Source organism: Streptomyces sp. AC555_RSS877 (assembly GCF_019049245.1).
Classification (GTDB): Bacteria; Actinomycetota; Actinomycetes; order Streptomycetales; family Streptomycetaceae; genus Streptomyces.
Window position 1 is genome coordinate 132,325 of record NZ_JAGMUK010000052.1, and the last position, 26,482, is coordinate 158,806.

Sequence of the window (26,482 nt, forward strand, 5' to 3'; positions counted from 1 at the left end):
ATCTCGGCCACACGTTCGTGGCTCGTACGGAATAACGGAGCGGTTATTCGACAGTCACGCTCGGAACGTAAAGACGGTTGATATGCTTACCCGCGAGGCCTTCCAGGTGCGGACTCTTGTCCGCTCGGGAGGCTTTTTTCATGACCTCAGCAGCGTTGGATATTCGCCCAGCAACCCCCGCCGACCGCCACACCGTCGAACGCCTCTGGCTTCTCTTCCGGCATGATCTGTCCGAGTTCGGGGGGCAACTGCCCCACGCCGACGGGACGTTCCGGAAGGAGCGGTTGGAGGCTGCCTTTTCCGGTGACGTCGACTGGGCGCCGTATCTCTTCCGCCTCGGCGAGCGTCCCGTCGGGTTTGCCTTTGTGCGGGGGCTCAGTGGGGGCACCCGCGTGCTCAACAGCTTCTTCGTCGTGCGGGGGGTCCGGCGGAGCGGGGTGGGGATGCGGGCCGTGCGGGAAGTCGTCGGGCGGCATCCGGGGGAGTGGGAGGTGGCGTTTCAGGACGCCAATGGCGGTGCCGTGCGTTTCTGGCGGTGGGTGGCCGAGGGGCTTGCGCCGGGGGAGTGGAGCGAGGAGCGCAGGCCGGTGCCCCGGCGGCCCGACCTGGCTCCTGACGTCTGGGTTTCGTTCAGATACCCAAGTCTTTGATGATCTTCGCCACGTGGCCGGTCGCACGGACGTTGTAGAGGGCGCGTTCTACCTTGCCCTCCTCGTCCACGATGATCGTGGAGCGGATGACGCCCATGTAGGTCTTGCCGTAGTTCTTCTTCTCGCCGTAGGCGGCGTAGGCCTCGGTGACGGTCTTGTCGGGGTCGGCGAGGAGGGCGATCTTCAGGGATTCCTTTTCGCGGAACTTCGCCAGCTTCTCCGGCTTGTCGGGGGAGATGCCGATGACGTCGTAGCCCGCGCCGGCCAGCAGCTCGAGGTTGTCGGTGAAGTCGCACGCCTGCTTGGTGCAGCCTGGGGTCAGGGCCGCCGGGTAGAAGTAGACGATGACCTTGCGGCCCTTGTGGTCGGACAGGGACACCGGGTTGCCGTCGGCGTCGGGGAGGGTGAAGGCGGGGGCCACGTCCCCGGGCTGGAGTCGCTCGCTCATCGGTCTAGCGTAACGGGGGGTCCAGACGGTGCGTTCCGGCCCAGAGCTGACAGACTGTCCGGAGCAAGCATCAGCTGACTTCGGAGGCCGTACGGTGGCGGACACGTCGGACACGAGAACCCCGGCGCAGATCGAGGCGGACATCAAGCGCCGCCGCGAATTGCTGGCCGAGACGCTCGACGAGATCGGGGTGCGGGTGCACCCGAAGACGATCGTGGGCGATGCCAAGGCCAAGGTCGTTTCCAATATCGATCACACGCTCGGTCGGGCCTATGTCGGGGCCAATCGGGTCGTGAGTGATGTGAAGGCGCGGTTCGTCGACGAGGAAGGCGCGCCGCGGCTGGAGCGGGTCGTGCCGGTCGCGCTGGTTGTCGTCGGGGTCGTGGGGCTGCTCGCCCTGGGGACTCGGCGGCGTAGGAGCTGAGTGGGGGCCGACCCAGCGGCCTCCGGGCCGGTGAAGGCAGGTAGGTTCAGAGGCGTGAGCGCCAAGAGAAGCCAGCACAGCGACCAGCACGACAAGCTGCCCATCCGGATGCTGCACGACCGTGTGCTCGTGCGGCAGGACACCAGTGAGGGCGAGCGGCGTTCGGGTGGCGGGATTCTGATTCCGGCCACCGCGGCCGTCGGTCGTCGGCTGGCGTGGGCGGAGGTCGTGGCGGTGGGGCAGAACGTGCGGGCCGTGGAGCCGGGTGACCGGGTGCTGTTCGATCCTGAGGACCGGGCCGAGGTGGAGGTGCGGGGCATCGCTTACGTGCTCATGCGTGAGCGTGATCTGCACGCGGTGGCCGCGGACCGGTTCGAGGGGTCCGAGGACTCGACCGGCCTGTATCTGTAGGACAGCGGCAAAGAAGTGGGGCTGGTGACCGTGGTCACCAGCCCCACTTCTGTCATGTGCGTGGTCACTGTCTCCGTGTGGTGAGCTGCGGGCCCACCCCGGTCGTCGCGCCGCCCGGCGTGCCTCCAGTGTCGCCGCCTGTGGTGTCTCCCGTGGTGCCGCCGGTGGCCGTTTCGCCGCCGGTTGTGTCTCCGGTGGTGCCGTCCGTGGTGCCGCCGTCGGTGGTCGGGTCGCCGCCGGTTGTCGTGTCTCCGGTGGTGCCGCCCGTGGTCGTGTCTCCGGTGGTGCCGTCGGTGGTGCCGCCGTCGGTGGCGGGGTCGCCGGTCTGGCCCTCGGTCTGGCCCTCGGCGTCCTGGCCGCCGGTGGTGTCTCCGGTGGTGCCGCCGGTGTTCTCGTCGCCCGTGGCGGGGTCGGACGGGATGTCGGTGACGGGGGGCTGGACCACGTCGGCGCCCGGCTGGAGTTCGAGGTCGAAGTCGGTGACGGGCTCGCCCTCGAGGGCGGTCTTGGTGAACTGTGCCCAGATCTCGGTGGGTGCTCCGCCGCCGTTGATCCGCTGCAGGCCCATGGCGCCGTACAGCGACTTGTGGGCGGCGGTCACGGGGTCCTGGCCCATGACGGAGACGACGGTGGCGAGGTCGGGGGTGTAGCCGGCGAACCAGGCGGCGGTGTCTTCCTCGGCGGTGCCGGTCTTGCCCGCGGCGGGGCGGCCGGCGGCCTGGGCGGCGGTGGCGGTGCCGCCCTCGACGACGCTCTGCAGGATGGAGGTGGTGGTGTCGGCGGCTTCGCGGCTGACGGCCTGGCTGGTCTTCTTCGCGGGCAGCCGGATGTCGTCCTTGCCGTCCTTGGTGATCTTCTCGATCATCGTGTACGTGCCGTGCTTGCCGTGGTTGGCGAGGGTGGCGTAGGCCTCGGCCATGTCGAGGACGCTGGCGGTGGAGGGGCCGAGCGCGATGGAGGGGGACGCGGTGAGGTCGGGGGTGTCGGCGGGGAGGCCGAGGTCGATGGCGGTCTGCTTCACCTTGTCGGAGCCGACGTCGACGGCCATCTGTGCGTACACCGAGTTGACGGACTTGTCGGTGGCCTCGCGGACGGTGATGTTGCCGTACGAGCCCTGGTCCTCGTTCTCGGGGGCGTAGGTGCCGCCGTCCCAGCCCACGATGGGCCGCTTGTTGGTGCCGTCGTAGATGGTGTTCGGGGTGATCGTGCGGCCGTCCTGCGTCACGGAGTCGTTCTGGACGGCGGAGGTGAACACGAACGGCTTGAAGGTGGAGCCGACCTGGAAGTCGCCGCGGGTGGCGTTGTTCGTGTACTGCTTCACGTAGTCGATGCCGCCGTACATGGCGACGACCTTGCCGGTCTTGGGGTCGACGGAGGCGCCGCCCGCGCGGACGTAGGTGTCGACCTTGCGGTTCTTCTTGTCGAGCTTGTCCATCAGCTGGTCGTTGACCGCGTCGACGAAGGCGTCCTGCTTGCTCTTCTCGAGGGTGGTGGTGATGCGGTAGCCGCCGGCGGTGAGCTGGTCCTTGTCGAGGATCTTGTTCTCGGTGAGGTAGTCCTTGATCGCGTCGACGATGTAGCCGCGCTGTCCGGACATGCCGGTGGAGACGGTGGCTTCCTTCGGCATCGGGAACTTCATGCCGGCGCGGTCGGAGGCGCTGAGCCAGCCCTTGGTGACCATGCCGTCGAGGACGTAGTTCCAGCGGGCCTGGGCGGCGGCCTTGTTCTCGGGGTGGGCGACGACGTCGTACTCGCTGGGGGCGTTGACCAGGGCGGCGAGGTAGGCGCCCTTGGCGGGGTCCAGCTCGGTGGCGTCGACGCCGTAGTAGGCCTGGGCGGCGGCCTGGATGCCGTAGGCGTTGCGGCCGAAGTAGCTGGTGTTGAGGTAGCCCTCGAGGATCTGGCTCTTGCTCTCGGTGCGGTCGAGCTTGATCGAGATGAAGAACTCCTTCACCTTGCGGGTGACGGTCTGCTCCTGGGCCAGGTAGTAGTTCTTCACGTACTGCTGGGTGATCGTGGAGCCGGACTGCTTGCCCTTGCCGGTGGCGGTGTTCCAGCCGGCGCGGAGCATCGCCTTGGGGTCGATGGCGGACTCGCTGTAGAAATCGCGGTCCTCGGCGGCCAGGACGGCGTGCTGGGCGTCCTTGGAGACCTGGGCGAGGGGGATGATCTCCCGGTTGACCTCGCCGTCGCGGGCGAGCTGGCTGCCGTCCGCGTAGAGGTAGACGTTGCTCTGCTTGATGGCGAACGCGTTGGCCGACGGGATCTTGACCAGGGAGTAGCCGAGGAAGAACAGGCCGGCCAGGAGCAGCACGCCGATGACGAAGGTGCCGAGCACCATGCGCCAGGTGGGGATGATCCGTCGCCAGCCGGTGCGCTTGGGCCGCTTGGGCTTGCCTGCGGTTTCGGCTGCCGCTTCGGGCTCTCTCGGTGCCCAGCCCTCGGTCGGCTGTTGCGGCTGCGGCTCGTCGCTCATGTCGTGCACGGACTCCTGTTTCGCGTCTTACGTTCCCGTACGCCTCGTACGCCTTCTGCGCCCCCGGATGAAGACTCTCGCATCGCGTGTTCCGTTCCCGACAATCGGCACGCGCTTGCCCGGAAAATGCGTGGCGTGGCCCACAGCCCGCGGACTAGGCTCCTGCGCTTCGGTGTCGGTGCGGGCTGGGCGGGCGAGGAGGGCGGTTTGCCGTGGATACGGCGCGGTTGTACCTGGCCGTCGCGGCGGGGGGTTTTCGACGGTACGCGACGTATCGGGTGGCGACGGCCGCGGGGGTGTTCACCAACACCGTCTTCGGTCTGATTCTGGTCTACACGTATCTGGCGCTGTGGGAGGAGCGGCCGCATCTGGGCGGGTACGACCAGGCGCAGGCCGTCACCTATGTGTGGGTGGGGCAGGCGCTGTTGTCGACGCTGGCGATCGGGGGCGGCGGGGTCGAGGACGAGCTGATGGAGCGCATCCGGACGGGTGACATCGCGATCGATCTTTACCGGCCGGCGGATCTGCAACTGTGGTGGCTGGCCGCGGACCTGGGGCGGGCGGTGTTCCAGCTGGTGGGGCGGGGTGTGGTGCCGTTCGCGTTCGGGGTGCTGGTCTTCCCGGCCGCGGTGCCGGGTGACGTGGGGACGTGGTGTGCCTTTCTCTTCGCGGTGCTGCTGGCGATGGTGGTGGGGTACGGCATCCGGTTCCTGGTGGCGCTGAGCGCGTTCTGGCTGCTGGACGGGACGGGTGTGGTGCAGATGGCGTGGCTCGTCGGGTTCTTCTGTTCGGGGATGCTCTTTCCGCTGAACGTCTTCCCGGGGGCGCTCGGTGAGGTGGTGCGGGCTCTGCCGTGGTCGTCGTTGTTGCAGGCCCCCGCGGACGTGCTGCTGGGGGAGGCGGACCCGTGGGGGACGTATCTGTTCCAGGCCGGGTGGGCGGTGGCGTTGCTGGCTCTGGGGCGGCTGGTGCAGGTCGTGGCGACGCGGCGGGTGGTGGTTCAGGGTGGCTGAGGGTGGGTGGCGGGTGGACGCGGCCCCGGCCGGCCGGGTCGCGGACGGGGTGCGGACGTACCGTCTGATCGCGGCGATGTGGATTCGTTCCACGATGGCTTACCGGGCTTCTTTCGTGATGACCACGGTCGGCAACTTCGCGGCGACCGCGCTCGACTTCGTGGCGATCCTGCTGATGTTCTCGCAGGTGGACGCGCTGGGCGGGTATCCGCTGCCGGAGGTCGCCTTCCTGTACGGCCTGTCGTCGGTGTCCTTCGGGCTGGCCGATCTGGCGATCGGTTCGATGGACCGGCTGGGCCGCCGGGTGCGTGACGGCACGCTCGACACGCTGCTCGTGCGGCCGGCGCCGGTGCTGGCGCAGGTGGCCGCCGACCGGTTCGGGCTGCGGCGGCTGGGCCGGGTGACGCAGGGCGCGCTGGTGCTGGGGTATGCGCTGATGGAGCTCGACCTGCAGTGGACGCCGCTCAAACTGGTGTTGATGCCGGTGATGGTGCTGGGCGGTGCCGGGATCTTCTGCGCGGTGTTCGTCGGGGGTGCCGCGTTCCAGTTCGTGGCGCAGGACGCCTCCGAGGTGCAGAACGCGTTCACGTACGGCGGTACGACGCTGTTGCAGTATCCGCCGACCATCTTCGCGAAGGATCTGGTGCGGGGGGTGACGTTCGTGCTGCCGCTCGCCTTCGTCAACTGGGTGCCGGCGGCCTATGTGCTGGGGCGGCCGCTGCCGCTCGGGCTGCCCGCGTGGACGGCGTTCGTCTCGCCGCTGGTGGCGGCCGTGTGCTGTGCGCTGGCCGGTGTGGTGTGGCGGACGGGGCTTCGGTCGTATCGGAGTACAGGGAGCTAGAAGTGGACCGTGCGTTCATCGAGCTGGATCGCGTCGAGAAGGTTTTCGACGTGCGCAAGAAGACCGGCTTCATGAAGCGGGAGCGGCGTGAGGTGCGGGCGGTCGACTCGATCTCGTTCACCGTGCCGCGGGGGGAGATGGTCGGTTACATCGGTCCGAACGGTGCCGGGAAGTCGACGACGATCAAGATGCTCACCGGCATCCTGACGCCGAGCGGTGGCCGGCTGCGGGTCGCGGGCATCGATCCGTCGCGGGAGCGGTCGCGGCTGGCGCACCGTATCGGGGTGGTGTTCGGGCAGCGTACGACGCTTTGGTGGGACCTGCCGTTGATCGACTCGTACCGGCTGATGCACCGCATGTACCGCATCCCCGACGGGCGGTACCGGGAGAACCTGGACCGGCTCGTCGAACTCCTGGAACTGGGTGAGTTGTTGGATGTTCCGGTACGGCAGCTGTCGCTCGGTCAGCGGATGCGCGGGGACATCGCGGCGGCGCTGTTGCACGATCCGGAGGTGCTGTACCTGGACGAGCCGACGATCGGTCTTGACGTCGTGTCGAAGGGCAAGGTGCGGGAGTTCCTGCGGGAGTTGAACACGGAGAACGGCACGACGGTGCTGTTGACCACGCACGATCTCCAGGACATCGAGCAGTTGTGTTCGCGGGTGATGGTCATCGACCACGGGCGTCTGATGTACGACGGTCCGCTCACCGGTCTGCACGAGGTGGGGGAGAGCGAGCGGGTCCTGGTGGTCGACCTGGAGCGCGAACTGCCGCCGATCGAGGCGCCGCCGCCCGCGCGGGTGGTGAAGGTGGAGGGGCCCCGGCAGTGGCTGGCGTTCCCGGCGGCGGCGTCGGCGGCGCCGCTGGTGGCGCGGATCGCGGCGGAGTATCCGCTGGTGGACCTGTCCGTGCGGGAGCCGGACATCGAGGCGGTGATCGCGAAGATGTACGCGGAGCGGACGGCGACCGCGTAGTGGCTGCGACAGCGTTGCCGTAGTGCCCGTCGCCCGGAACTCGTAGGCTGGCGGGTATGACCGAGGATGCCCCGGAGCTGCGCGCCTCCGACGCCGATCGTGAACGAGTCGCCGAGGTTTTGCGGGACGCCCTCGCGGAGGGGCGCCTTGACATGGAGGAGTTCGGGGAACGGCTGGACGCGACGTATCAGGCGCGCACGTACGGCGAACTCGCGCCGATCACCCGGGACCTGCCGTCCGGCGCGGGCGTCGTCTCCGCTCCTCGGATCTCGATGACCAAGGGGCCCGTGCAGAGCGGGGGTTGGGCGGGGCGGATCGTCGGCGGGGGAGAGTCGTCGACGTGGGCCGTGGCGATCATGTCGGGGTTCCAGCGCAAGGGACGCTGGACGGTGCCGAAGCGGTTCAACTCCTTCGCCTTCTGGGGCGGCGGCGAGATCGACCTGCGGGAGGCGGACTTCGCGGCCGGCGTGGTCGAGATCAACTGCATCGCGATCATGGGCGGGATGCAGGTGATCGTGCCGCCCGGCGTCGAGGTCGTCGTGCGCGGCATCGGCATCATGGGCGGCTTCGACCAGCGTGAGGAGGGCGTGCCGGGTGATCCGGGCGCCCCGCGGGTGATCGTGACGGGCTTCGCCTTCTGGGGCGGGGTCGGTGTGGAGCGCAAGCTCACGCGGTCCGAGCGGCAGCGGCTGAAGGAGGAGCGCCGCCAGGAGAAGCTGGACCGCAAGGCGTCGCTTCGGGAGCTGGGTGAGTCCGTCCGGGACGACGTCCGCGACGCCCACCGCAGGATGCTCGAAGGCCGCCACGACCTTCTGCGGGACCGCAGTCGTGAGCGTCGCGAGGAGCGCCGGGAGCAGCGCCGGGAGGAGCGGGACCGGCGGCGCGGGGGGTACTGATCCCTCCTGGATGAGTGGATGCCCCTCGAGGGCGCGGGGGGACTGCGCGACCAGCCCCCACGCGCCCGCACCCGGCACACCACCGGAACCAGCCCTCTCGGGTTGCCGGATCCCGCACCCTGGATCCCTGACCCCCGCACCCTGGATCCCTGACCCCTGGCCCCGGATCCCTGGCCCCGGATGCCTGACCCCTGGCCCCTGATCCCTGGCCCCTGGCCCCGGATCCCGGATGCCTGATCCCTGGCCCCGGATGCCTGACCCTTGACCCCTGGCCCCGGATGCCTGATCCCTGATCCCTGGCCCCGGATGCCTGATCCCTGGCCCCTGATCCCTGGCCCCTGGCCCCGGATCCCGGATGCCTGATCCCTGGCCCCGGATGCCTGATCCCTGGCCCCTGGCCCCGGATGCCTGATCCCTGGCCCCTGATCCCTGGCCCCTGGCCCCGGATCCCGGATGCCTGATCCCTGGCCCCGGATCCCTGGCCCCTGGCCCCGGATCCCGGATCCCTGACTCCGGATCCCGGATGCCTGATCCCTGGCCCCTGATCCCTGGCCCCTGGCCCCGGATCCCGGATGCCTGATCCCTGGCCCCGGATGCCTGACCCTTGACCCCTGGCCCCGGACCCCTGACCCCTGGCCCCGGATCCCTGGCCCCTGGCCCCGGATCCCGGATCCCTGACTCCGGATCCCGGATGCCTGATCCCTGGCCCCTGATCCCTGGCCCCTGGCCCCGGATCCCGGATCCCTGGCCCCGGATCCCTGGCCCCGGACCTCGCGTCAGAGCTTCGCCGGTGCCGTCCCCTTCAGGTCGTCCAGGTCGAAGGCCGCCGCCATGCGCTCGTACCCCTTGTCGCTGGGGTGGAGGTGGTCGCCCGAGTCGTAGTCGGAGCGGAACCTGCGCGGGTTGTAGGGGTCGCGGACCGCCTTGTCGAAGTCGACGACGGCGTCGTAGACCCTGCCCGCGCGGATCTCGGCGTTGATCTGCTGCCGTACCGACTCGCGGGCGCCGGTGTAGCCGCGGTGGCCGCCGAAGGGCATCAGGGTGGCGCCGACGACCTTGATGCCGCGGGCGTGGGCCTGGCGGACCGTCGCGCGCAGGCCTTCGAGGATCGCGTCGGGGTCGGCCAGCCGGGGGTTGCGCAGGATGTCGTTGATGCCGAGGTCGACGACGACGACCTTGACGTTCGTGCGGCCGAGGACGTCGCGGGCGAAGCGGTCGACGCCGGCCTGGTTCTCGGCGGGCCGGCCGAGGCCGTCGGCGAGGATCTGGTTTCCGCCGATTCCCTGGTTGACGACGCTGTAGCGGGGCACGTCCCGGCCCGAGTCGAGCGCGGCGCGCAGCCGCTGGAACAGGAGGTCGGTCCAGCGGTGGTTGGCGTTCGCGGTGGAGCCGACGCCGTCGGTGAGCGAGTCGCCGAAGGCGACGACGGTGCCCTCGGCCTCGTCGCTGAGCACGTCCAGGGCGGTCAGGTAGCGCCAGTACTCGGCCTGCTCGGTGTACGCGGTCGCCGTCGGGTCCTCGGTGCGGTCGCCGGCGGCGGCGTACGAGGTCTGGCGGGCGCGCGGGTGGTAGGTGACCGGGCCGGACGGGGTGGGGGAGTAGGTGGTGACCAGGACGTCGCTGCCCGCCGGGATGCGCAGGACGACGGCGTCGCTGAGCACCTGCTGTCCGGCGGGGACGACGACGGCGGTGTTGCCGCCGAAGGTCAGGCGCCGCATGGTCTGTGCGGCCGCCTCGGCGGTGCCGGTGCCGGCCGCGAGGGCGAGCGAGGCGTGGGTGATGGTCAGCGGCGACTGGCCGTAGAGATTGGACAGTGTGACGCGGGCACTCGTACCACCGGCGCTCGCGTGGACGACGTTGCGTACCGAGCGGCCCGCCAGGCCGTCGGTCTCGGTTCCGGGTTCGCCGCCGACCGGGGAGGCGGACCAGGAGCCGACCCAGACGCCGGTGGAGACCGGGGCGGCGGAGTTGTGGGGGGCGGGCCCGCCGGCCAGCGTGGTGCGTTCGTTCGTACCGTCGTCGGTTGCCACTCCGACGTAGATGGCGGCGGACAGGGCCACGATCACTGAGAGGATCGCGGCGAGCAGGGCGTAACCATGACGCCGGGTCATGCTGTGTTGTTCTCCTCGGGCGATGGGAGCCCAAGGCTCCGATCTGATGAACCCATGATGAGCCATGGGCCGGGGAAAACTGACAGGACCCCGCCGCGTTCCCCCGACCGGACAGACGCTGGGAACTCTTGTTCCGTTCCAGGAGTCGGTCAGGAAGGGACAATGTGTGAGGGATCACCGAACGGGTGGAGCGGATGGAACGTACGGAAACGGGATCAACCGGAGCCGAAGGGCAGCATGCCCGGCCCGGCACCTTCACGAACCGCGCCATGAACACGTTCAGCGAGGCCGACGAGGAGAAACAGCGCGGCGTCCGCCGGATGAAGCTCACCGCCACCGGCATGCTGCTGTTCGTGGCGCTCGTCTACGTCCTCGCCAAGTGGGCCTCCCACGAGGGCGCCGGCGCCTGGGCGGGCTATGTCGCCGCGGCCGCCGAGGCGGGCATGGTCGGTGCGATGGCCGACTGGTTCGCGGTCACCGCCCTGTTCCGGCACCCGCTGGGCCTGCCCATCCCGCACACCGCGATCATCCCCACCAAGAAGGACCAGTTGGGGGTGTCGCTGGGCGAGTTCGTCGGGGAGAACTTCCTCTCCGAGGACGTCGTACGGCAGCGGCTGCGGGCCGTCGGCATCGGCAGCCGGCTCGGCACCTGGCTCGCGGACCCCGAGCATGCCGACCGGGTGACGGCCGAGTTGTCGGCCGCGCTCCGGGGCGCCCTGACCGTGCTGCGCGACTCCGACGTCCAGGCGGTGGTCGGCGAGGCCATCACGCGCAGGGCCGACGCGCAGGAGATCGCGCCCGGCATAGGCAAGATGCTGGAGAAGGTCGTCGCGGACGGCGGCCACCGTCGTGCCGTCGACCTGATCGTGTCCCGCGCGCACGACTGGCTGGTGCTGCACAGCGACTCCGTGATGGACGCCGTACAGGGCGGGGCGCCCGGCTGGACCCCGAGGTTCGTCGACAAGAAGGTCGGCGAACGCGTCTACAAGGAACTGCTGCGCTTCTGCGCGGAGATGCGGGACATGCCCTCCCACCCGGCCCGCGGCGCCCTCGACCGCTTCCTCTCCGACTTCGCCTCCGACCTCCAGTCCGACACCGACACGCGCACGCGTGTCGAGCGGCTCAAGGGCGAAGTGTTGGGCCGCGGCGAGGTCAAGGACCTGATCGACTCCGCCTGGAGCGCCGTACGATCCATGATCGTCTCGGCGGCCGAGGACGAGCGCAGCGAGCTGCGGCTGCGGGTGCGCGCCTCCCTGCTGTCCCTGGGCGCCCGGATGGCCGTCGACCCGAAGGTGCAGGCCAAGGTCGACGGCTGGCTGGAGGGCGCGGCGGTGTACGTCGTGACCACCTACCGCAAGGAGATCACCTCCCTGATCACCGACACAGTGGCGGGCTGGGACGCCGAGCACACGACGAAGAAGATCGAGGCGAACATCGGCCGTGACCTCCAGTTCATCCGGATCAACGGCACGGTGGTCGGTTCGCTGGTGGGCTTGTTGATCTACACGGTGTCGCGGGCACTGGGGGCGTAACCCCACTGGTCGAGGGCACTCGATCCGGGTTCTCGCTCAGATGAGGAGGGGGCCCATGACCACCGCGCAGGCCGAGACAGGCCGAACCGTGACGACCGACATCCCTGCCCGCCTCGACCGCCTTCCGTGGTCGCGGTGGCACTGGACGATCGTCATCGGTCTCGGCACCGTGTGGATCCTCGACGGCCTCGAAGTCACCGTCGTCGGCAACATCGCGGGCCGCCTCTCCGAGCCCGGCAGCGGACTGCCGATCACCTCCGGCCAGGTCACCGGCATCGCCGCCGCGCTCTACGTGGCCGGCGCCTGCTTAGGCGCCCTGTTCTGGGGCCGTCTGACCGACGTCTGGGGCCGCAAAAAACTGTTCATGATCACCTTGGCGGTCTATCTCGCGGCGACCGCGCTCACCGCCATCGCCTTCGACACCTGGTGGTTCTTCGCCTTCCGCTTCCTGACCGGCTTCGGCATCGGCGGCGAGTACGCGGCCATCAACTCCGCGATCGACGAACTGATCCCCAAGGAGTACCGGGGCCGCGTCGACCTGATGATCAACGGCAGCTTCTGGCTGGGCGCGGTCGGCGGCTCGCTGCTGTCGATCGTCGCACTGGACACCGACATCTTCCCGGCGAACGTCGGCTGGCGGCTGACCTTCGCCCTCGGCGCCGTCCTCGCCCTGGTGATCCTCCTCGTACGACGCCACGTCCCCGAGAGCCCACGCTGGCTGCTGATCCACGGCAGGGACGAGGAGGCGGAACGGATCGTCTCCTCCATCGAACAGCGCGTCGAGGCCGAGCGGGACGAACCGCTGCCGCCGGCAGAGGGCGAACTCACCATCCACCAGCGCCGCAGCGTCACCTTCCTGGAGATCGGCCGCACGGTCTTCTCCGACTACCGCAGGCGGGCGATCCTCGGCTTCTCCCTCTTCATCGGCCAGGCCTTCCTCTACAACGCGATCACCTTCGGCTTCGGCGCGATCCTGACGACGTTCTACGACGTCCCGACCGGCGACACCGGCTACTACTTCGCCGTCATCGCCGTCGGCAACTTCTTCGGCCCGCTGCTGCTAGGCAAGCTGTTCGACACGGTCGGCCGCAAGGTGATGATCTCGTCGACCTACGTGCTCTCGGGCCTGCTGCTCTTCGGCACGGCCTGGCTCTTCGACCGCGGCTCCCTGAGCGCGGGCACGCTGACCGCCTGCTGGTGCGCGGTGCTGTTCTTCGCCTCCGCGGGCGCGTCTAGCGCGTACCTGACGGTCTCCGAGGTCTTCCCGATGGAGACCCGCGCCATGTCCATCGCCTTCTTCTACGCCATCGGCACCGCCGCCGGCGGCATCAGCGGCCCCATCCTCTTCGCCGACCTCACCGGTACGGGCAAGGTCGGCGACACGGTCCTCGCCTTCCAGATCGGCGCGGCCCTGATGTGCGCGGCCGGCCTGGTCGCCGCGTTCCTCGCGGTACGCGCGGAACGCCGCTCCCTGGAGGACATCGCGACGCCACTGACGGCGGCGGCCGACGCTCGATGATTCCGCCCCCGCCGCCCTTTCCCTTCCCGTCCCTGGGGGCTGCGCCCCCAGACCCCCGCTTCGGCCTGAACGGCCTCGTCCTCAAACGCCGGACGGGCTGAAATCAGCCCCTCCGGCGTTTGAGGAGCGGGGGTCTGGGGCGGAGCCCCAGAAGGACGGGACGGGACGGGAAGGGAAGGGGCGGCGGGGGCGAGGAACCACCGCACTCGCGGTCTCTACTGAGCGCCGTCGCGCCGAACCCGGTCCCGCCGCCGCAGGAAGAGCAGCCCGCCGGCAACGGCGGTGACGCCCGCGGCGGCGGCCCAGCCGACGATGTCGTCGGAACCGGTGGCGGCGAGGCCACCGGCGACCGACGCGGACGGGGACGCGCCGGCGGTCGCCCCGGCCCGCGGGCGGGCGGCGTCCGAACCACCGCCCGAGGAGGCGACGGACCCACCGGCCGCCGGGCTCGGGCTCGGGGAAGCCGCCGTGTCCGCCGCCCGGTCCCGCGAGAACGCCAGCGTGCCGAAGCCGAGTTGGTCGTAGCCGCCGCTGTTGGGGCCGTAGTCCCCGCCACCGCCCTCGGGCGCGGCCTTGGCGGCGATCTGGGTGAGGTAGGTGGCGGACAGGCCACGCCGCTTGGTGTAGTGGTTGGCGATCATCGCCCAGATCGGGCGCTGCATGGCCGGGTCCACGGCGGCGGCGTCGGAGGCGGTCTCCTGCCCGGACCAGCCATTGATCGCACCCTTCGCGCGGGTGTTGGCGGTGTACGGCACGTTGCCGCCCATGCTCCACTTCGCCACGTACTGGGCGCCCTTGAGGAAGCGGCTGTCGTCGTAGCCGTACAGGTCGATGCCCTGGTTCCAGGCCATCTCGCAGACGGTGCCCATCAGACCGACGCCGAGCAGCGCGTGCCCCTGGTCGCGGCCGGCCTCGACCCACTCGGCGAGTCCGTCGTCGTGCACGACGGGGATGGCGTGCCGGACGGAGCCCAGGCCGTCGCCGTCCTTGAAGTAGTCGACCGCGCGGGCGACCTGGGCCTTGTCGTCGCAGAAGATGCCGGTGGCCAGGACGCAGGCCATGGCGGCCAGGTCCCAGTTGGTCCAGTAGTTGGTGACGACGGCGCCGTTGTGCTCGGCGAGGAAGCTGTCGCTCAGCGGCGCGAAGACGTCGCTGAGCATCTGCTGGAACCGGCCGAGCTCGAAGTCGCCGTGGTCACGGACGAGTTCGGCGGCGTTCGCGAACTGGTAGCCGTAGAGCCCGGCGGCGAGGAACCGGTCGGCGCTGCCTTCGAGGCTGGTCAGCTTGGCCGACCAGGCGTTGAGGATCGCCACGGCGGTGTCGAGGTGCGCGCTGTCGCCGCTGACGTGACCGCGCAGGGCGTTCTGGTAGGCGGCGTGGACGTCGTTGTAGAGGATCGCGTAGTTCTGCGGGGAGCCCGCACCCCGGTACACGGTGGCCTGCGGGTTGGCCGTCCAGCCGCTCGCCGCATGGCGGTTGGCTGTCAGCCTGGCGAAACCGGCCGTATAGGGGGCGGCGCCCGCCTTCACCTTGGCGGCCATGCGGTCCAGGTCGGCCCGGGTGTGCAGGAGGCCGGGATGCGCGTGGGCGGCGGTGCCTGCCGCGGCGGCCGGTGTGCCCGTGCCGAGGGCGGTACCGATACCGACGGCTCCGGCGGTGACGCCTGCGGCCTTGAGCATGCTCCGGCGGCTGATCTCTCGTGTCACGTGTTTCGTTCCTCGGGGTCGAATCGCGTGCCTGTGGGGACGGTGAGGAGACGAACGGGAAGGGCAGCGGATAACGAAAACCGCACGAGCGCGAGGAGAGACGCCGATGACAGTCCGCAGAGTCGTCCCGGACATCCACGTCCGGTCCGAGGAAGCGATGCGAACGAACCGCGACTTCTATGGCCTGCTCGGCCTCGAGGAGGTCATGAACCTGGGCTGGGTGACCACACTCGCCTCCCCGTCCAACCCCACCGCCCAGATCATGTTCCTCACCGAGGAACGCACCGCACCCGTCGTCCCCGACATGAGCGTGGAGGTCGAGGACGTCGACGCCGTGTACGCGCGGGTGGCGGCGTCGGGCGCGGAGATCGTACGGGAGCTGCGGGACGAGGAGTGGGGCGTACGACGGTTCTTCGTACGGGATCCGAACGGGCGGGTGGTGAACGTGCTGGGGCACCGTGCGTAGCGGGCCGCCGGGCGCGGAGGACCGACCGCATGTAGCGGACCGACCGGGTGTAGCGGACCGACCGGGCGCGGAGGACCGACCGCATGTAGCGGACCGACCGGGTGTAGCGGGCCGCCGGGCGCGGAGGACCGACCGCATGTAGCGGACCGACCGGGTGTAGCGGGCCGCCGGGCGCGGAGGGCCGACCGGGTGTAGCGGACCGACCGCGCGGGCTGACGGACTAGCCGGCGTTCCGGTCCGCCACCGCCCACGAAGCCAGGGCCACCGCTCCGGCCACGCCGAAGACGGCCGGCCAGGCGCCCACCTTCTTGGCGAGCGGGTGCGACCCGGCGAAGGCGGCGGCGTACGCGACGGTCAGTGCCCCCGCGGCCTTCCCGCCCGCCTGCCGGCGCCACTGCTGCGCGGCCGCGGCCCCGGCGGCGGCCAGTACGACGCCACCCAGCTGCCGCTTCCTGGTCCAGCGGGCCACGCCGTACCCGCCGACGAGACCGCTCGCCGCGACGACTGCGCTGGGAACCCTCGCCATGTCTGCCTCCTGTGCTGTCCCGTGCGGTGCGATGCGCCCCCGAGGCTAACGCTCACCTCGGACAACGCCGTCTAACTGAGTCGGGGCTTGTCAAGTTTCCTCCTCCGAGCTATATAAGAACCCGTAGGGCATCGCACAGCGAACCTGAGGAAAGGAGTGAACTGTGATGCTCATGCGTACGGACCCCTTCCGTGAATTCGACCGCCTCGCGCAGCAGGTCCTCGGCTCCACCGCCGCCCGCCCCACCGCGATGACGATGGACGCCTACCGGTCCGGGGACGAGTTCGTCGTCCACTTCGACCTCCCCGGCATCGACCCCGAGACGATCGAGATCGACGTCGAACGCAACGTCCTGAACGTCCGCGCAGAACGCCGTTCCCCGGCCCCCGAGGACGCGGAACTGATCGTGGCCGAGCGCCCCACGGGCAGCTTCACCCGCCAGCTCTTCCTCGGCGACACCCTCGACACGGAACGCGTCGACGCCTCGTACGACGCCGGTGTCCTGACCCTGCGCATCCCGGTGGCGGAACAGGCCAAGCCGCGCCGCATCCAGATCACGGGCGGCGACAGCGGCCGCAGGCAGCTGAGCGGCTGAACAGCCGAACCGTCGAACAGCCGAACCGTCGATCGACTGAACAGCCGAACCGTCGAACAGCCGAACCGTCGATCGACTGAACAGCCGAACCGTCGATCGACTGAACAGTCGAACCGTCGATCGACTGAACGGCTGAGCAGCTGACCAGCACACGACCCGGAGGACCGAAGAAGGGAGCCCCTATGACAGTACTGAGCACGGCCAGCTGGACCGAACTGATCGACGCCGTACGGGAGTCCGGCCAGTACCCGAGCGCGGCGGAGGCCGAACGCGTCACCCGCGTCGTCCTCTCCGCCCTCGGCGGTCACGTCACCGGCGACGAACGCGTCGACCTGGCCCGCGCCCTCCCCGAGGAAGCGGCCCGCGTGGTCGCCTCCCAGATCCCGGCGACCCGTCCGCTGACGGCGGCGGAGTTCGTGGACGCGGTCGCCGCCCGGATCCAGGGGGCCACCCCGGCCACGGCCCGCTGGGACGTCAGCTCGGTCCTGAGTGTCCTGCCGGGTCTGGTCGGCGACGACCTGGTGGACCGCGTCCTGGCCCAACTCCCACCCGGATACGCCCTGTTGTTCGGCCGGGCGGAACTCGCACCGGCGGCCTGAACGAGAGGCCTGGGCGGGCCGGCGGTCGTCAGCCTCCCCGCCGGGCCTCGGCAAGGCCGAGGCCCGGCGGGGAGGGACATGACGGAGGGACGTGACGATCCCGAAGTCCCTCCGATGGTTCCCGATACGTCCCGCCATCGGCCGACACTTCCCGACACTCCCAGCGCGCCTGGCCGGACGCGATCGAAGGCTCCGACTACGGTGAGATCAGGTACGAAATAACCTGGTCCGACCATGTCTGGGGGAGTAAATGCTCAAGGTCAGCATTGTGGTGCCGGTCTACAACGCGGGCGAGTACATCGACCGCTGCGCCCCCTCGCTCCTCCATCAGAGCATCGGCCGGGACGCGTACGAGATCGTCTACGTCGACGACGGCTCGACCGACGACTCCGCGTACCGTCTCGACCAGCTGGCCGCCCGGCATCCCCACGTACGCGTGGTCCGCCAGGAGAACTCCGGCTGGCCGGGCAAACCCCGCAACGTGGGTGTCCGGACGGCCCGCGGCGAGTACGTCCAGTTCGTCGACCAGGACGACGACCTGACCCCGGAGGCTTTGGAACGCCTGTACGACCTCGGCAGCCGCAATGCCTCCGACATCGTCCTGGGCAAGATCGTGGGCACCATGCAGGGCCCCAGCAGCCTCTTCCGGCGCACCGTCGAACACTGCACGGTCGAGGACGCGCCTCTCATGGACAGCCTGACGCCCCACAAGATGTTCCGCCGGGCCTTCCTCCTCGACGAGGGGATCACCTTCCCCGAGGGGCCGGTACGCCTGGAGGACCAGCTCTTCATGGCCCGCGCGTACGTGCGCGCGAAGCGGGTCTCCATCCTCGGCGACCACCCCTGCTACGTATGGAACCGCCGCGAGGACGGAGGCAACACCAGCGGACGCGCCACCACCCCCGAGACCTACTACGGCCACCTGCGCACGGTCGTGGAGGCCATCAAGGAGGGCACCGAACCGGGCCCCCTCCAGGACCACCTGCTGCGCCGCTCCTACCGCGTCGAACTCCTCCGCCCGGTCGTCGAACCCCGCGTCCTCCAACGCACGGGCAGCAGCCTCGAACGGTACTTCGACGTCGTACGCCGCATGGCCCTCGACTGCTACCCACCGGGCGTACGGGACGGACTCCCCGCGATCACCAGGCTCAGAGGCCGCCTCCTGGAGGACGGCAACCTGGACTCCCTGATCGAACTCGCGCACCGCACCCAGAAGATCAAGCCCGAGCTCACGGTCGACCACATCCGCAGGCGGAACGACAAACTCGTCATCAGGACGACGATCGGCATGCTCCGCCCCGACGGCGAACCCCTCACCCTCGTCGAACGCTACGGCCGTCTCCTCCTGGACCCCGAACTGCTGGCGGACATCAAGGGCGCCGAGGACTGGGAGGTCCCGCACCCCCTCGGTGAAGCCCGCGGCGAGTTCCTCGTCCACGACGCCACCCGGAACCTGTGGTGGTACCCGGAGACCGGCCTCGCCCCGCGCACCCAGCCGCTCGGCAACGGCCGCCACCGCGTGATCATCACCGGCGAGACCACCATCGACCCCCTGACCCTGGCCGGCGGCACCGAGATGCCCGCCGGCACGCACCTGGTGTGGGCGTACGCGCAACTCCTCGGCGTCGGCCGCCGGATCCGCCTCACCGGCACCCCCACCTGCCCCGGCGCGTTCACGACCGGCACCCCGTCCCGCCTGGTCCACCCCGCCTGGGGCGGCCCCGACGGCCAGCTCCGCCTCTCCGTGGGCCAGCCTGGCCACCTCTCCGTCCCCCACCGCGTACTCCTGCACGCCACGGCGACCCCGACCGTCCGCCGCGCCGCCCGCACGGTCCTGCGGCGCCTCCCGAAGGACGTACGCGGACCGGTCCGTACGCTCGCGCGCAAGGCGGATCCCTGGACCCCGGGGCGGAGCGACTGAGGGACCGGCGGACCAAGGACTAAGGATTAAGCACTGAGTGACTGAGGGCTGAGCGTCGGACCTGCCGACGCTCAGCCCTCAGTGGTCAGCGACTAGCAGTCGACGCAGGGGTCCGTTCCCCAGCCCAGACCGCTGATCCTGGTGTCCTTCAGCGCGCCGGCGTACGCCTGCACCTCGTCGACGTCGCCGTGCAGGTACTCGCCCCAACCGTCGCCGACCTGTGCCCGGCCGATCTGGAGCGCCCCGGAGCTGCGCCAGCCGTTCGGAAGGGTTCCGGTCGCCTGGGAGTTGGTCTCACCATCCAGGAAGAGCTTGACCGTGTCGGTGGCGTCGTCATAGACCACGGCAAGGCGGTGGCCCTGGCCCTCGCCGCCGTCCGCCATCGCGATCTGCGACACCACCGTCTCGGCGGCGCCGACCTCGTCCTTCTCCGGCATGACCAGCTGCCAGGCGTGCTCGGACGGTTCGTACCGCACCTTGAAGGCGTCGGTGTGCTCGCCCGCCTGGGACAGCACGGTCATCGGGTGGGCCGGTTCGGAGTCAGCCAGCCGTACCACCACGCCCAGGGTGAAGCTGTCCCCGGTGTCCACCACCGGGCCCTCGGCGACGGCGTGCCCGCTCTCGCCGTCCAGCCGCAGATGTCCGTCGCCGACCAGGGCGGGCGGCGTGTAGGTGCAGTCGGGGTCCAGGTCCGGGATGCAGGAGCTGTCGGAGCTCTGGTAGATCGTCGCTCCCGTACCGAGCCTGAGCGGCGCTCCGCCCTTCTGCTCCGGGCTCGCGCCGTCCGTCGCGGTCTCCAGTGACCAGTGGCCGAGCAGCTTCGGTGTGCGGCGGCTCAGTTCGGCCAGCTCGACCGGCACCACGACCCTGTCGTACGCCCGTACGTCACCGATGTCACCGTGCCACCGCGCGTGGTAGCCGGACCCGCTGCGGGCCCGGCCGATCTGGAACGCGTCGTTCGGCCCGGCGGGTGTGGCCTCGACGGCGGTGCCGACCGGGTGGCCGTTGACGTACAACTGCGCCTTCCCGGTCTCCTGGTCGTAGAGCCCCAGCAGGTGGGCCCACTCACCGGTCTCCGGAGCACCGCCCGACACCCGTGCGCCCCCGATGCCGAACGTCCAGGCGGGTCCGGAGTCCGGGCTGCTCAGTCCGAGGCGGAAGCCGGCCGTGTCGCCCGCGTCCTGGCCGGCGACGGTCATCGTCCGGTCGGTCTGCGCGGGCCGCACCCAGGCGCTGACGGCGAAGGTCCTGCCGGTGTCGACGGCCGGGGCGTCCGGCGTGAGGAAACCGTGACGGCTGCCGTCGAGGGCGACGGTGGCGGTGGCGCCGGTGCCCCGGGGTGCCGGACCGCCGAAGGTCACGCCGCGTCCGGCGCGGGCGGCGGTGCCCGTTTCGGCGGCGGCGCTGGTGGCTCCCGCCGCGTCGTCGAGCTTCCAGTGGGCGACGGGTGCGCGCCCGCTCGGGACCCGGAAGAAGTACGTGGTGGTTCCGCTGCTGCGCCCCGAGCGGTCGATCGCGCGGACGCTCAGGTAGTCCGGGCGGGCCTGGAGCGGCAGGAACCGGATGGTGGCGGGCCCGCCCATCTCGTCCGGCCGGACGGTCCCGTACGGGCCGCCGATGAAGTTGTAGCGGTACTCGACGACGTCCGGTGACGGGGAGTCCACGGTGAAGCCGCCGTAGACGCCGACGCCGCCCCCGATCTGTTCCTCCGGGAAGTCGGGCGAGGTGACGACCGCCTTCTCCGGGCTGGCGTCGTCGTACACGAACTCGCAGACGGACCCGTCGCCCTGCGAACTCCAGGCGGAGGTCGCCTTGCCGTCGTCGGCGCGGACGTGCCAGGAGATCACCGTGTCCGCCGGGATGTCCTCCGGCATCCGCCACGGCAGCCGCGATCCCGACAACGTCTCGTAGGACGTGTACGTACGGCGCTGCTCGACTCCGGCCGCGTCGGTCCACCACGCCTCGAACTCGGCCCTGACCAGGTTGGCCTCGGCGGGCTGGTTGTCCTCCTCCGGGTCGTACAGGACGGCGCCGAGCGTCGGCGGCGCCCCGACGTACGCCCGGTTGTCACCGGTCGCGCACGCCTTGGTCTCCGTCTGCAGGTCCTGCACGAGCGGCTGCTTCGGCGGCAGGTTCTCCGCCGCGTACGCCGTGCCGGACATGCCGGTCCCCGCCACCACGACCGCCGCCGCGCAGCACATCACCGCGAGCTGCGCGGACGCGGTTCTCCGTCTTCCGGCCGATCGTGTCCCAGCCCGTTGTCCTGCCGTCAACTGCCCCACCCCTGTTCGTCATTGACGCTCGTGAACCGCACGAGCCGCATGAAGTTAACAGAGGCCACTGACACAGTTGAAGCGCTTTCTGCTGCGTACCGAAGCCGCGGGGCGGGCGAGGAGGCGAAGCCTCACCGCTGCTCTCGGCACCGGCCTCTGAACGTCAGGCCCGGTACACCAGCAGGTTCTCCTCCGCTGCCGGACGGTCGAGCGCCTCTTGTTGCTGCGGTAGCGATGCCCAAGATCCGGATGAGTCGGGCTACGTTCTGGGCGGCGCTTGAGCCCCGGTGCCGGGGTGGACCGCAGGACGGCGTCGGGTCGAACTCCTATGTTCGGGCCGTGAGTTGATCCCTGGACACTTCGGCAACGTTCGGTCAACTACGGCCGTCAGAAGCGGAGTGATCTTTTCCCCTTGGGTGTGCCATGCGCAGGCCTTATGATCATCGATCTTCAGCCAAGATGACCGAAAGGACTCCCTGTGCACCACTCCGCGCCGGTCGCCCCGGCCCCGGGCGGGCGAAGATCCCGCCGCAGACAACGAGCCCTGGCGGCGGCCCTGCTGGCCGCTCTCGTGTGCGCCCCGCTGCCCCTGCTCAACGAGACCGCGTTCGCCGACGACGCCGATCCGGCCGCCGGTACCCCAGCGGTGCAGCAGGCGACCAGTGCCCGGACCGAGATAGTCTCCGAGCGCACCGACTCGACCACCACCTGGGCCAACGCCGACGGCACGACCACCGTCGAGACGTACACCGGCCCGATCCGGGTCAAGCAGCCCGACGGCAGCTGGCGGCCCGTCGACACCACGCTCGTGAGCGAGGACGGCGTAGTGCGGCCGAAGAACGCGGCCGCCGACATCAGCTTCTCCGGCGGCGGTTCGGGCGACCCGCTGGCCGAGGTCTCCCGGGGCGGCCGTACCCTCGGCCTCGACTGGCCCGGCAAGCTGCCCGAGCCGCGCCTGGACGGCCCGACCGCCGTCTACCCCGGCGCCGTCGAGGGCGGCGACCTCGAGGTGACCGCCCTCAAGGAGGGCTTCTCCCACTCCGTCGTCCTGCACGAGCGCCCGGACGGCCCGGTCAGCTACCGGCTGCCCGTCTCCGCCGACGGCCTCACCCTGCACGAGACCGCCGACGAACGGCTGCGCTGGAGCGACAGCAAGGGCCGTACGGTGGCCACCGCGCCGCTGCCCGTGATGTGGGGCTCGGGCGAACAGCGCGCCTCCGGTGAGCCCGAGGACCTCGCGGCCATCGACGTCACGATCGAGCGGGACGCGGACAGCGGCGACCAGGTCCTGGTCCTGAGGCCCGACGAGGAGTTCCTCGCCGACCCCGACCTGGAGTACCCGGTCACCATCGACCCGACAGACTCCCTGCTCGGCCCGGTGACCGACACCTGGATCCAGTACGACGACTACCTCACCTCGCAGCGCGGCTCGACCGAGCTGAAGGCCGGTACCTACAACGGCACCGAGAAGGCCCGCTCGTACCTGAAGTTCGACGTGGCGAAGTACGCCGGCAAGCACGTCCTCGACACCGACCTGCGCCTGTACTCGTACTACTCGTCCACGTGCAGCACCACCAACTCCGGCAACCAGGTTCGCCGTATCACCTCGGCCTGGGACCCGTCGGCCATCACCTGGGCCGAGCAGCCGACGACCACCTCGACCGGCGCCGTGACCTCCACCGCGGCCAAGGGCTACAACTCCAACTGCCCGGCAGGGCACGTCTCCTGGGACATCGACGGGATCGTCCAGGCCTGGGCCGACGGCCAGACCAACCACGGCGTGCGGATCGCGGCCGTCGACGAGACCGACCCGCTGACCTGGCGCCGCTACCACTCGGCGAACCAGACGGACGGCTCCCACAACGCCGCCTACGAGCCCTCCCTGACGGTCACCTACAACTCCAAGCCCGGTACCGCGACGGCCGTATCCCCGCTGTCCAGCACCTACACCCCGGACACCACGCCCACCCTGTCCGCCAAGGCCACCGACGCCGACGCCCAGCAGCTCACGCTGGCCTTCGAGGTCTGGGCGGCGAACGGCACCGCGGCCCTGCAGTCCGGCACATCCGCCTCCGTGGCCTCCGGGGCGGTGGCGACCCACACGGCCGTCACTCTGGCGCCGGGCGACTACAAGTGGCGGGCCAGGGCGTCCGACGGCACCGACACCGGGGCCTGGTCGACGTGGCAGACGTTCACCGTCGACACCACCGCCCCGTCCGCCCCCGCCATCAGCTCCACCAGCCACCCCTCCGCGTCGGCCTGGTACAACGCCACCACCTTCACCGGCACGCTCGCCGCGACGGACGCCTCCGGCGTGACCGGATACGCCGTCAAGCTCGACCAGAGCCCGACGACCGCCGCCGGGACGACCGTCACGCAGACGACGGCCGGCGTGAGCTGGTCCGGGCGTACCGACGGCACCTGGTGGGTGCACGCGGCCGCCAAGGACAAGGCGGGGCTGTGGTCCCCGACCCAGCACCGCGGCTTCAACGTCGACACCACCGCCCCAGGCGCGCCCGGCGGTCTGGTCTCCTCCACACACCCCGTGACGACCAGCGCGTACGCCAACCGCACCGCGTCCTTCAGCTGGTCGGCGCCCACCGACCTGTCCGGCGCCGCCGGTTACGTGGCCACCGTGGACCGCGTCGCGGACACCCTGCCGGCCACCACCGGCACCGTGCAGACGTCGACGAAGTTCACCACCACCGTCGACGCGGACGGCACCTGGTACCTGCACGTGCGGGCCAAGGACCAGGCGGGCAACTGGTCGTCCGCCGCCGCGCATCTGCCGTTCCGGGTCGACATGACGCTGCCGCCGAGCCCGGTGATCAGCTCGTCCACGCACCCGGACCAGACGGGCGCGTACAAGAGCGGTTCCCTCAGCGCGACCTGGACCGCTCCCTCCGGCGCCTCCGCCGGGTACAGCATCGTCGTCGACGGCACCACCGACACGGTGCCCGACAGCACGGCCGAGACGACCGGCACCTCGTACACGACGACCCGCACCGAGGGCACCTGGTACCTGCACGTGCGCGGCATCGATGGCAACGGCACGGGCGGGGCGACCTCCCATTACCGCTTCACCGTCGACACCACCGCGCCCGGCGCCCCGGCCGTGACCTCCGCGGCCTACCCGTCGGACGCCTGGGCCGGCGGCGCGCAGGTGACCGGGACGTTCACGCTGACGCCCGACGGCACCGACACCCGCGGCCTGACGTACTCGGTCGACGGCGGCACCGCCCAGACCCTCACCACCACCGGCGGCCCGGTGGAGCTGCCGATCACCCCGGCCGCCGAGGGCAGCCACCAGCTCGTCGTCACCGCCACCGACCGGGCCGGCAACGTCTCGGCCGAGATCCAGCGCGCCTTCCACGTCGGACGGGCGGCCGTGACCGCGCCCGCCAACGGCGAGGTGCTCGTCGGCTCGGTCGACCTCGCGGTCAGCGCCCCGGCCTCACTGACGGACGTCACCTTCCTCCAGCGGGCCTCGTCCGCCGACCCGTGGCAGGTCGTCCCGGCCTCTCAGGTGACCCGCGCCACCGACGGCTCCGCCGTCACCTGGCCGGTGCCGTTCAGCGGCGGCACGGCGCCGAAGCTGCTGTGGGACACCTCGTCGTTGTCCGGCAGCGGCGGCCGCCAGATCGGTGCCCGCTTCGGTGGGTCGTACGCCCCGCCGGAGGCCGAACCCGTCTCGGCGATCATCGACCGTGTCGAGGTCATCGAGGGCGGCTCGGGCGACGACATGCAGGAGTCGGAACCCGCCCAGGCCTACGCCCTGGAGCAGGCCGAGGCCCGCGCGGCCGAGAACCCCGACGCCTACGCCCCGCCCTATGTCGACCCGGCAACGGGTGAACTGGTCGCGCCGGTCGTGGAGTCGGCCTCGGCCGACGAGGCGTCCGCCCCGATCCAGGTGACTCAGGCGCCGGCCGACGAGGGCAGCGGACTGCCCGCCGAGGACACGGAGGACGGCACCAAGCCCGACACCGAGCCCAACGAGGCGGAGACTCCGGCGCCGCCCGCCGACGGGTCCGCGGACACCACCGGCGAGGAGTCGTTCGCGATGCCCGAGGACACCACAGAGACCACTCCCGCGCCTGCCGGGCCGACCGTCACCGAGCAGGTCGCCCCGCGCACCGAAGTGGTGGAGCACAGCGTCACCGCGCTGGAGTCCGTACGCGACGAGGCCCTCCAGCTGTCGGACGCGGAACTGCCCGGCGCGAGCGGACTGCGCGTCGCGTCCGTGGACGCCGCGGGGAACCGTGTCGTCGTCGCGACCGAGACCGCCGCCCCGGCGCTGGTCACGGCCCTGGGCGAGCGGTACGGCACCGACACCGTGGCCGTGCAGGTCATGCCCGGGGTCGACGCGCTGGGACCCCAGGCGACCCGCTACAACGACACCTCGCCCTACTACGGCGGGGCGCGCATCTACTCGCAACTGACCACCAACTCGGCGACGTGGTGCACGGCGGGATTCCCCTGGAAGTACAGCGGCAAGTGGTACATGGTGACCGCGGGCCACTGCACCACCGGCAACGGGGCCATCCTGAATCCCAGCCAGAGCGACTACATCGGCCCCGTCGTCCGGGACAACTGGAAGAACGGGTACGGCTCGGTGAGACTCGCCGGGCAGAGCTACTACTCCGGTGACCTCGCGTTGTACCGGATCAACAGCGACAGCTCCGCGTCGGCCCGGATCTACAAGGGCGGCAAGACGTCCAGCTCGTCCCGGCCCGTCCACGACTACTGGCGGCGCTGGGCGCAAGAGGGCGACAAGGTCTGCACGGGCGGCATGATGACCGGCGAGAGGTGCGGCTGGAAGGTGACCGACACCCAGGTGAGCTTCACCTACTCCGGCGGTACGAGGGCCAAGAACATGGTCGTCGCGAAGAAGACGTCCGGATCCTGCACGGTCAACGGCGACTCCGGCGGTCCGGTGTACACCGTCGACAGCAGCGGACGCGCCTTCGCGAAGGGCATCATCTCCGGCGGCGGTGGCGGCGGAGGCGACAACAGCGGCGGGCTGTTCGACCCGTGCTGGCTATTCTTCACCGACATCGGGTTGGCCAACAGCGCCTTCCCCGGCACGGTAGCGAGGTACTGA

General features: G+C 70.5%; 20 protein-coding genes. 14 read left to right on the top strand and 6 right to left on the bottom strand.

The annotated features are described in order from the left end of the window. The first annotated feature begins 140 nt into the window (after nucleotides 1-140). Entirely contained in the window at nucleotides 141-650 is a 510-nt protein-coding gene (locus tag KUM49_RS22610) for a GNAT family N-acetyltransferase (RefSeq protein ID WP_217238720.1), read from the top strand. Here the strand turns inward: KUM49_RS22610 and bcp are convergent. Next, on the bottom strand, nucleotides 631-1,098 hold the full coding sequence (bcp, locus tag KUM49_RS22615; RefSeq protein ID WP_217238721.1) for a thioredoxin-dependent thiol peroxidase: 468 nt from the start codon (nucleotides 1,096-1,098) through the stop codon (nucleotides 631-633). The genes KUM49_RS22610 and bcp overlap by 20 nt on opposite strands. 94 nt (nucleotides 1,099-1,192) lie before the next feature. On the opposite strand from bcp, the gene KUM49_RS22620 reads away from it, so the two are divergent. Then, the gene (locus tag KUM49_RS22620) at nucleotides 1,193-1,522 is read left to right on the top strand and encodes a DUF3618 domain-containing protein (protein ID WP_217238722.1); all 330 of its coding nucleotides are present in this window, start codon (nucleotides 1,193-1,195) and stop codon (nucleotides 1,520-1,522) included. Between the two features lie 54 nt (nucleotides 1,523-1,576). Further along, a complete protein-coding gene (locus tag KUM49_RS22625; protein ID WP_217238723.1) occupies nucleotides 1,577-1,933 on the top strand; it encodes a co-chaperone GroES in 357 nt (118 codons plus the stop codon). 64 nt (nucleotides 1,934-1,997) lie between these two features. On the opposite strand, the gene KUM49_RS22630 is transcribed toward KUM49_RS22625, so the two are convergent. After that, nucleotides 1,998-4,409: a transglycosylase domain-containing protein gene (locus KUM49_RS22630; protein WP_217238724.1), complete on the bottom strand. Its 2,412-nt coding sequence runs from the start codon at nucleotides 4,407-4,409 to the stop codon at nucleotides 1,998-2,000. A 212-nt stretch (nucleotides 4,410-4,621) separates the two neighbouring features. Here KUM49_RS22630 and KUM49_RS22635 point away from each other — a divergent pair, with 212 nt between their 5' ends. Genes KUM49_RS22635 through KUM49_RS22650 form a run of 4 tightly spaced genes read left to right on the top strand, consistent with a single transcriptional unit; the run spans nucleotide 4,622 to nucleotide 8,133 of the window. After that, nucleotides 4,622-5,422, top strand: a complete 801-nt coding sequence (locus KUM49_RS22635) for an ABC-2 family transporter protein (protein ID WP_308406699.1) — start codon at nucleotides 4,622-4,624, stop codon at nucleotides 5,420-5,422. Further along, a complete protein-coding gene (locus KUM49_RS22640; protein WP_308406700.1) occupies nucleotides 5,415-6,263 on the top strand; it encodes an ABC transporter permease in 849 nt (282 codons plus the stop codon). Before KUM49_RS22635 ends, KUM49_RS22640 begins: the two co-directional genes overlap by 8 nt. After that, nucleotides 6,221-7,237 (top strand): ATP-binding cassette domain-containing protein, encoded by a 1,017-nt coding sequence (locus KUM49_RS22645; RefSeq protein WP_217238725.1) that lies wholly within the window; start codon nucleotides 6,221-6,223, stop codon nucleotides 7,235-7,237. The genes KUM49_RS22640 and KUM49_RS22645 overlap by 43 nt, the downstream gene beginning before the upstream one ends. A gap of 56 nt (nucleotides 7,238-7,293) precedes the next feature. Then, on the top strand, nucleotides 7,294-8,133 hold the full coding sequence (locus tag KUM49_RS22650) for a DUF1707 domain-containing protein (RefSeq protein WP_217238726.1): 840 nt from the start codon (nucleotides 7,294-7,296) through the stop codon (nucleotides 8,131-8,133). A gap of 776 nt (nucleotides 8,134-8,909) precedes the next feature. Here KUM49_RS22650 and KUM49_RS22655 read toward each other — a convergent pair. Next, complete coding sequence (locus KUM49_RS22655) at nucleotides 8,910-10,244, bottom strand: SGNH/GDSL hydrolase family protein (protein ID WP_217238727.1); 1,335 nt, start codon at nucleotides 10,242-10,244, stop codon at nucleotides 8,910-8,912. Nucleotides 10,245-10,438: 194 nt separating this feature from the next. On the opposite strand from KUM49_RS22655, the gene KUM49_RS22660 reads away from it, so the two are divergent. Beyond that, on the top strand, nucleotides 10,439-11,776 hold the full coding sequence (locus KUM49_RS22660; RefSeq protein WP_217238728.1) for a DUF445 domain-containing protein: 1,338 nt from the start codon (nucleotides 10,439-10,441) through the stop codon (nucleotides 11,774-11,776). Between the two features lie 55 nt (nucleotides 11,777-11,831). Beyond that, nucleotides 11,832-13,295 (top strand): MFS transporter, encoded by a 1,464-nt coding sequence (locus KUM49_RS22665; protein ID WP_217238729.1) that lies wholly within the window; start codon nucleotides 11,832-11,834, stop codon nucleotides 13,293-13,295. Between the two features lie 215 nt (nucleotides 13,296-13,510). Here KUM49_RS22665 and KUM49_RS22670 read toward each other — a convergent pair whose 3' ends face one another. Continuing rightward, a complete protein-coding gene (locus KUM49_RS22670) occupies nucleotides 13,511-14,974 on the bottom strand; it encodes an alginate lyase family protein (RefSeq protein ID WP_217238770.1) in 1,464 nt (487 codons plus the stop codon). 133 nt (nucleotides 14,975-15,107) lie between these two features. On the opposite strand from KUM49_RS22670, the gene KUM49_RS22675 reads away from it, so the two are divergent. Next, nucleotides 15,108-15,467: a VOC family protein gene (locus KUM49_RS22675; RefSeq protein WP_217238730.1), complete on the top strand. Its 360-nt coding sequence runs from the start codon at nucleotides 15,108-15,110 to the stop codon at nucleotides 15,465-15,467. A gap of 220 nt (nucleotides 15,468-15,687) precedes the next feature. On the opposite strand, the gene KUM49_RS22680 is transcribed toward KUM49_RS22675, so the two are convergent. After that, nucleotides 15,688-15,993: a hypothetical protein gene (locus tag KUM49_RS22680; protein ID WP_217238731.1), complete on the bottom strand. Its 306-nt coding sequence runs from the start codon at nucleotides 15,991-15,993 to the stop codon at nucleotides 15,688-15,690. A 166-nt stretch (nucleotides 15,994-16,159) separates the two neighbouring features. On the opposite strand from KUM49_RS22680, the gene KUM49_RS22685 reads away from it, so the two are divergent. The 3 genes from KUM49_RS22685 to KUM49_RS22695 all read left to right on the top strand — a co-directional run bounded on the left by KUM49_RS22685 (nucleotide 16,160) and on the right by KUM49_RS22695 (nucleotide 19,108). Then, complete coding sequence (locus tag KUM49_RS22685) at nucleotides 16,160-16,588, top strand: Hsp20/alpha crystallin family protein (protein WP_217238732.1); 429 nt, start codon at nucleotides 16,160-16,162, stop codon at nucleotides 16,586-16,588. Nucleotides 16,589-16,770: 182 nt separating this feature from the next. Continuing rightward, nucleotides 16,771-17,187: a DUF2267 domain-containing protein gene (locus tag KUM49_RS22690; protein WP_217238733.1), complete on the top strand. Its 417-nt coding sequence runs from the start codon at nucleotides 16,771-16,773 to the stop codon at nucleotides 17,185-17,187. A gap of 250 nt (nucleotides 17,188-17,437) precedes the next feature. Next, on the top strand, nucleotides 17,438-19,108 hold the full coding sequence (locus tag KUM49_RS22695; protein WP_217238734.1) for a glycosyltransferase: 1,671 nt from the start codon (nucleotides 17,438-17,440) through the stop codon (nucleotides 19,106-19,108). Nucleotides 19,109-19,200: 92 nt separating this feature from the next. Here KUM49_RS22695 and KUM49_RS22700 read toward each other — a convergent pair whose 3' ends face one another. Further along, nucleotides 19,201-21,270 carry a LamG domain-containing protein gene (locus KUM49_RS22700; RefSeq protein ID WP_254401626.1) on the bottom strand — a complete coding sequence of 690 codons (2,070 nt, stop codon included), beginning with the start codon at nucleotides 21,268-21,270 and terminating at the stop codon, nucleotides 19,201-19,203. Nucleotides 21,271-21,859: 589 nt separating this feature from the next. Here KUM49_RS22700 and KUM49_RS48525 point away from each other — a divergent pair. Next, the gene (locus tag KUM49_RS48525; protein WP_308406702.1) at nucleotides 21,860-26,482 is read left to right on the top strand and encodes a DNRLRE domain-containing protein; all 4,623 of its coding nucleotides are present in this window, start codon (nucleotides 21,860-21,862) and stop codon (nucleotides 26,480-26,482) included.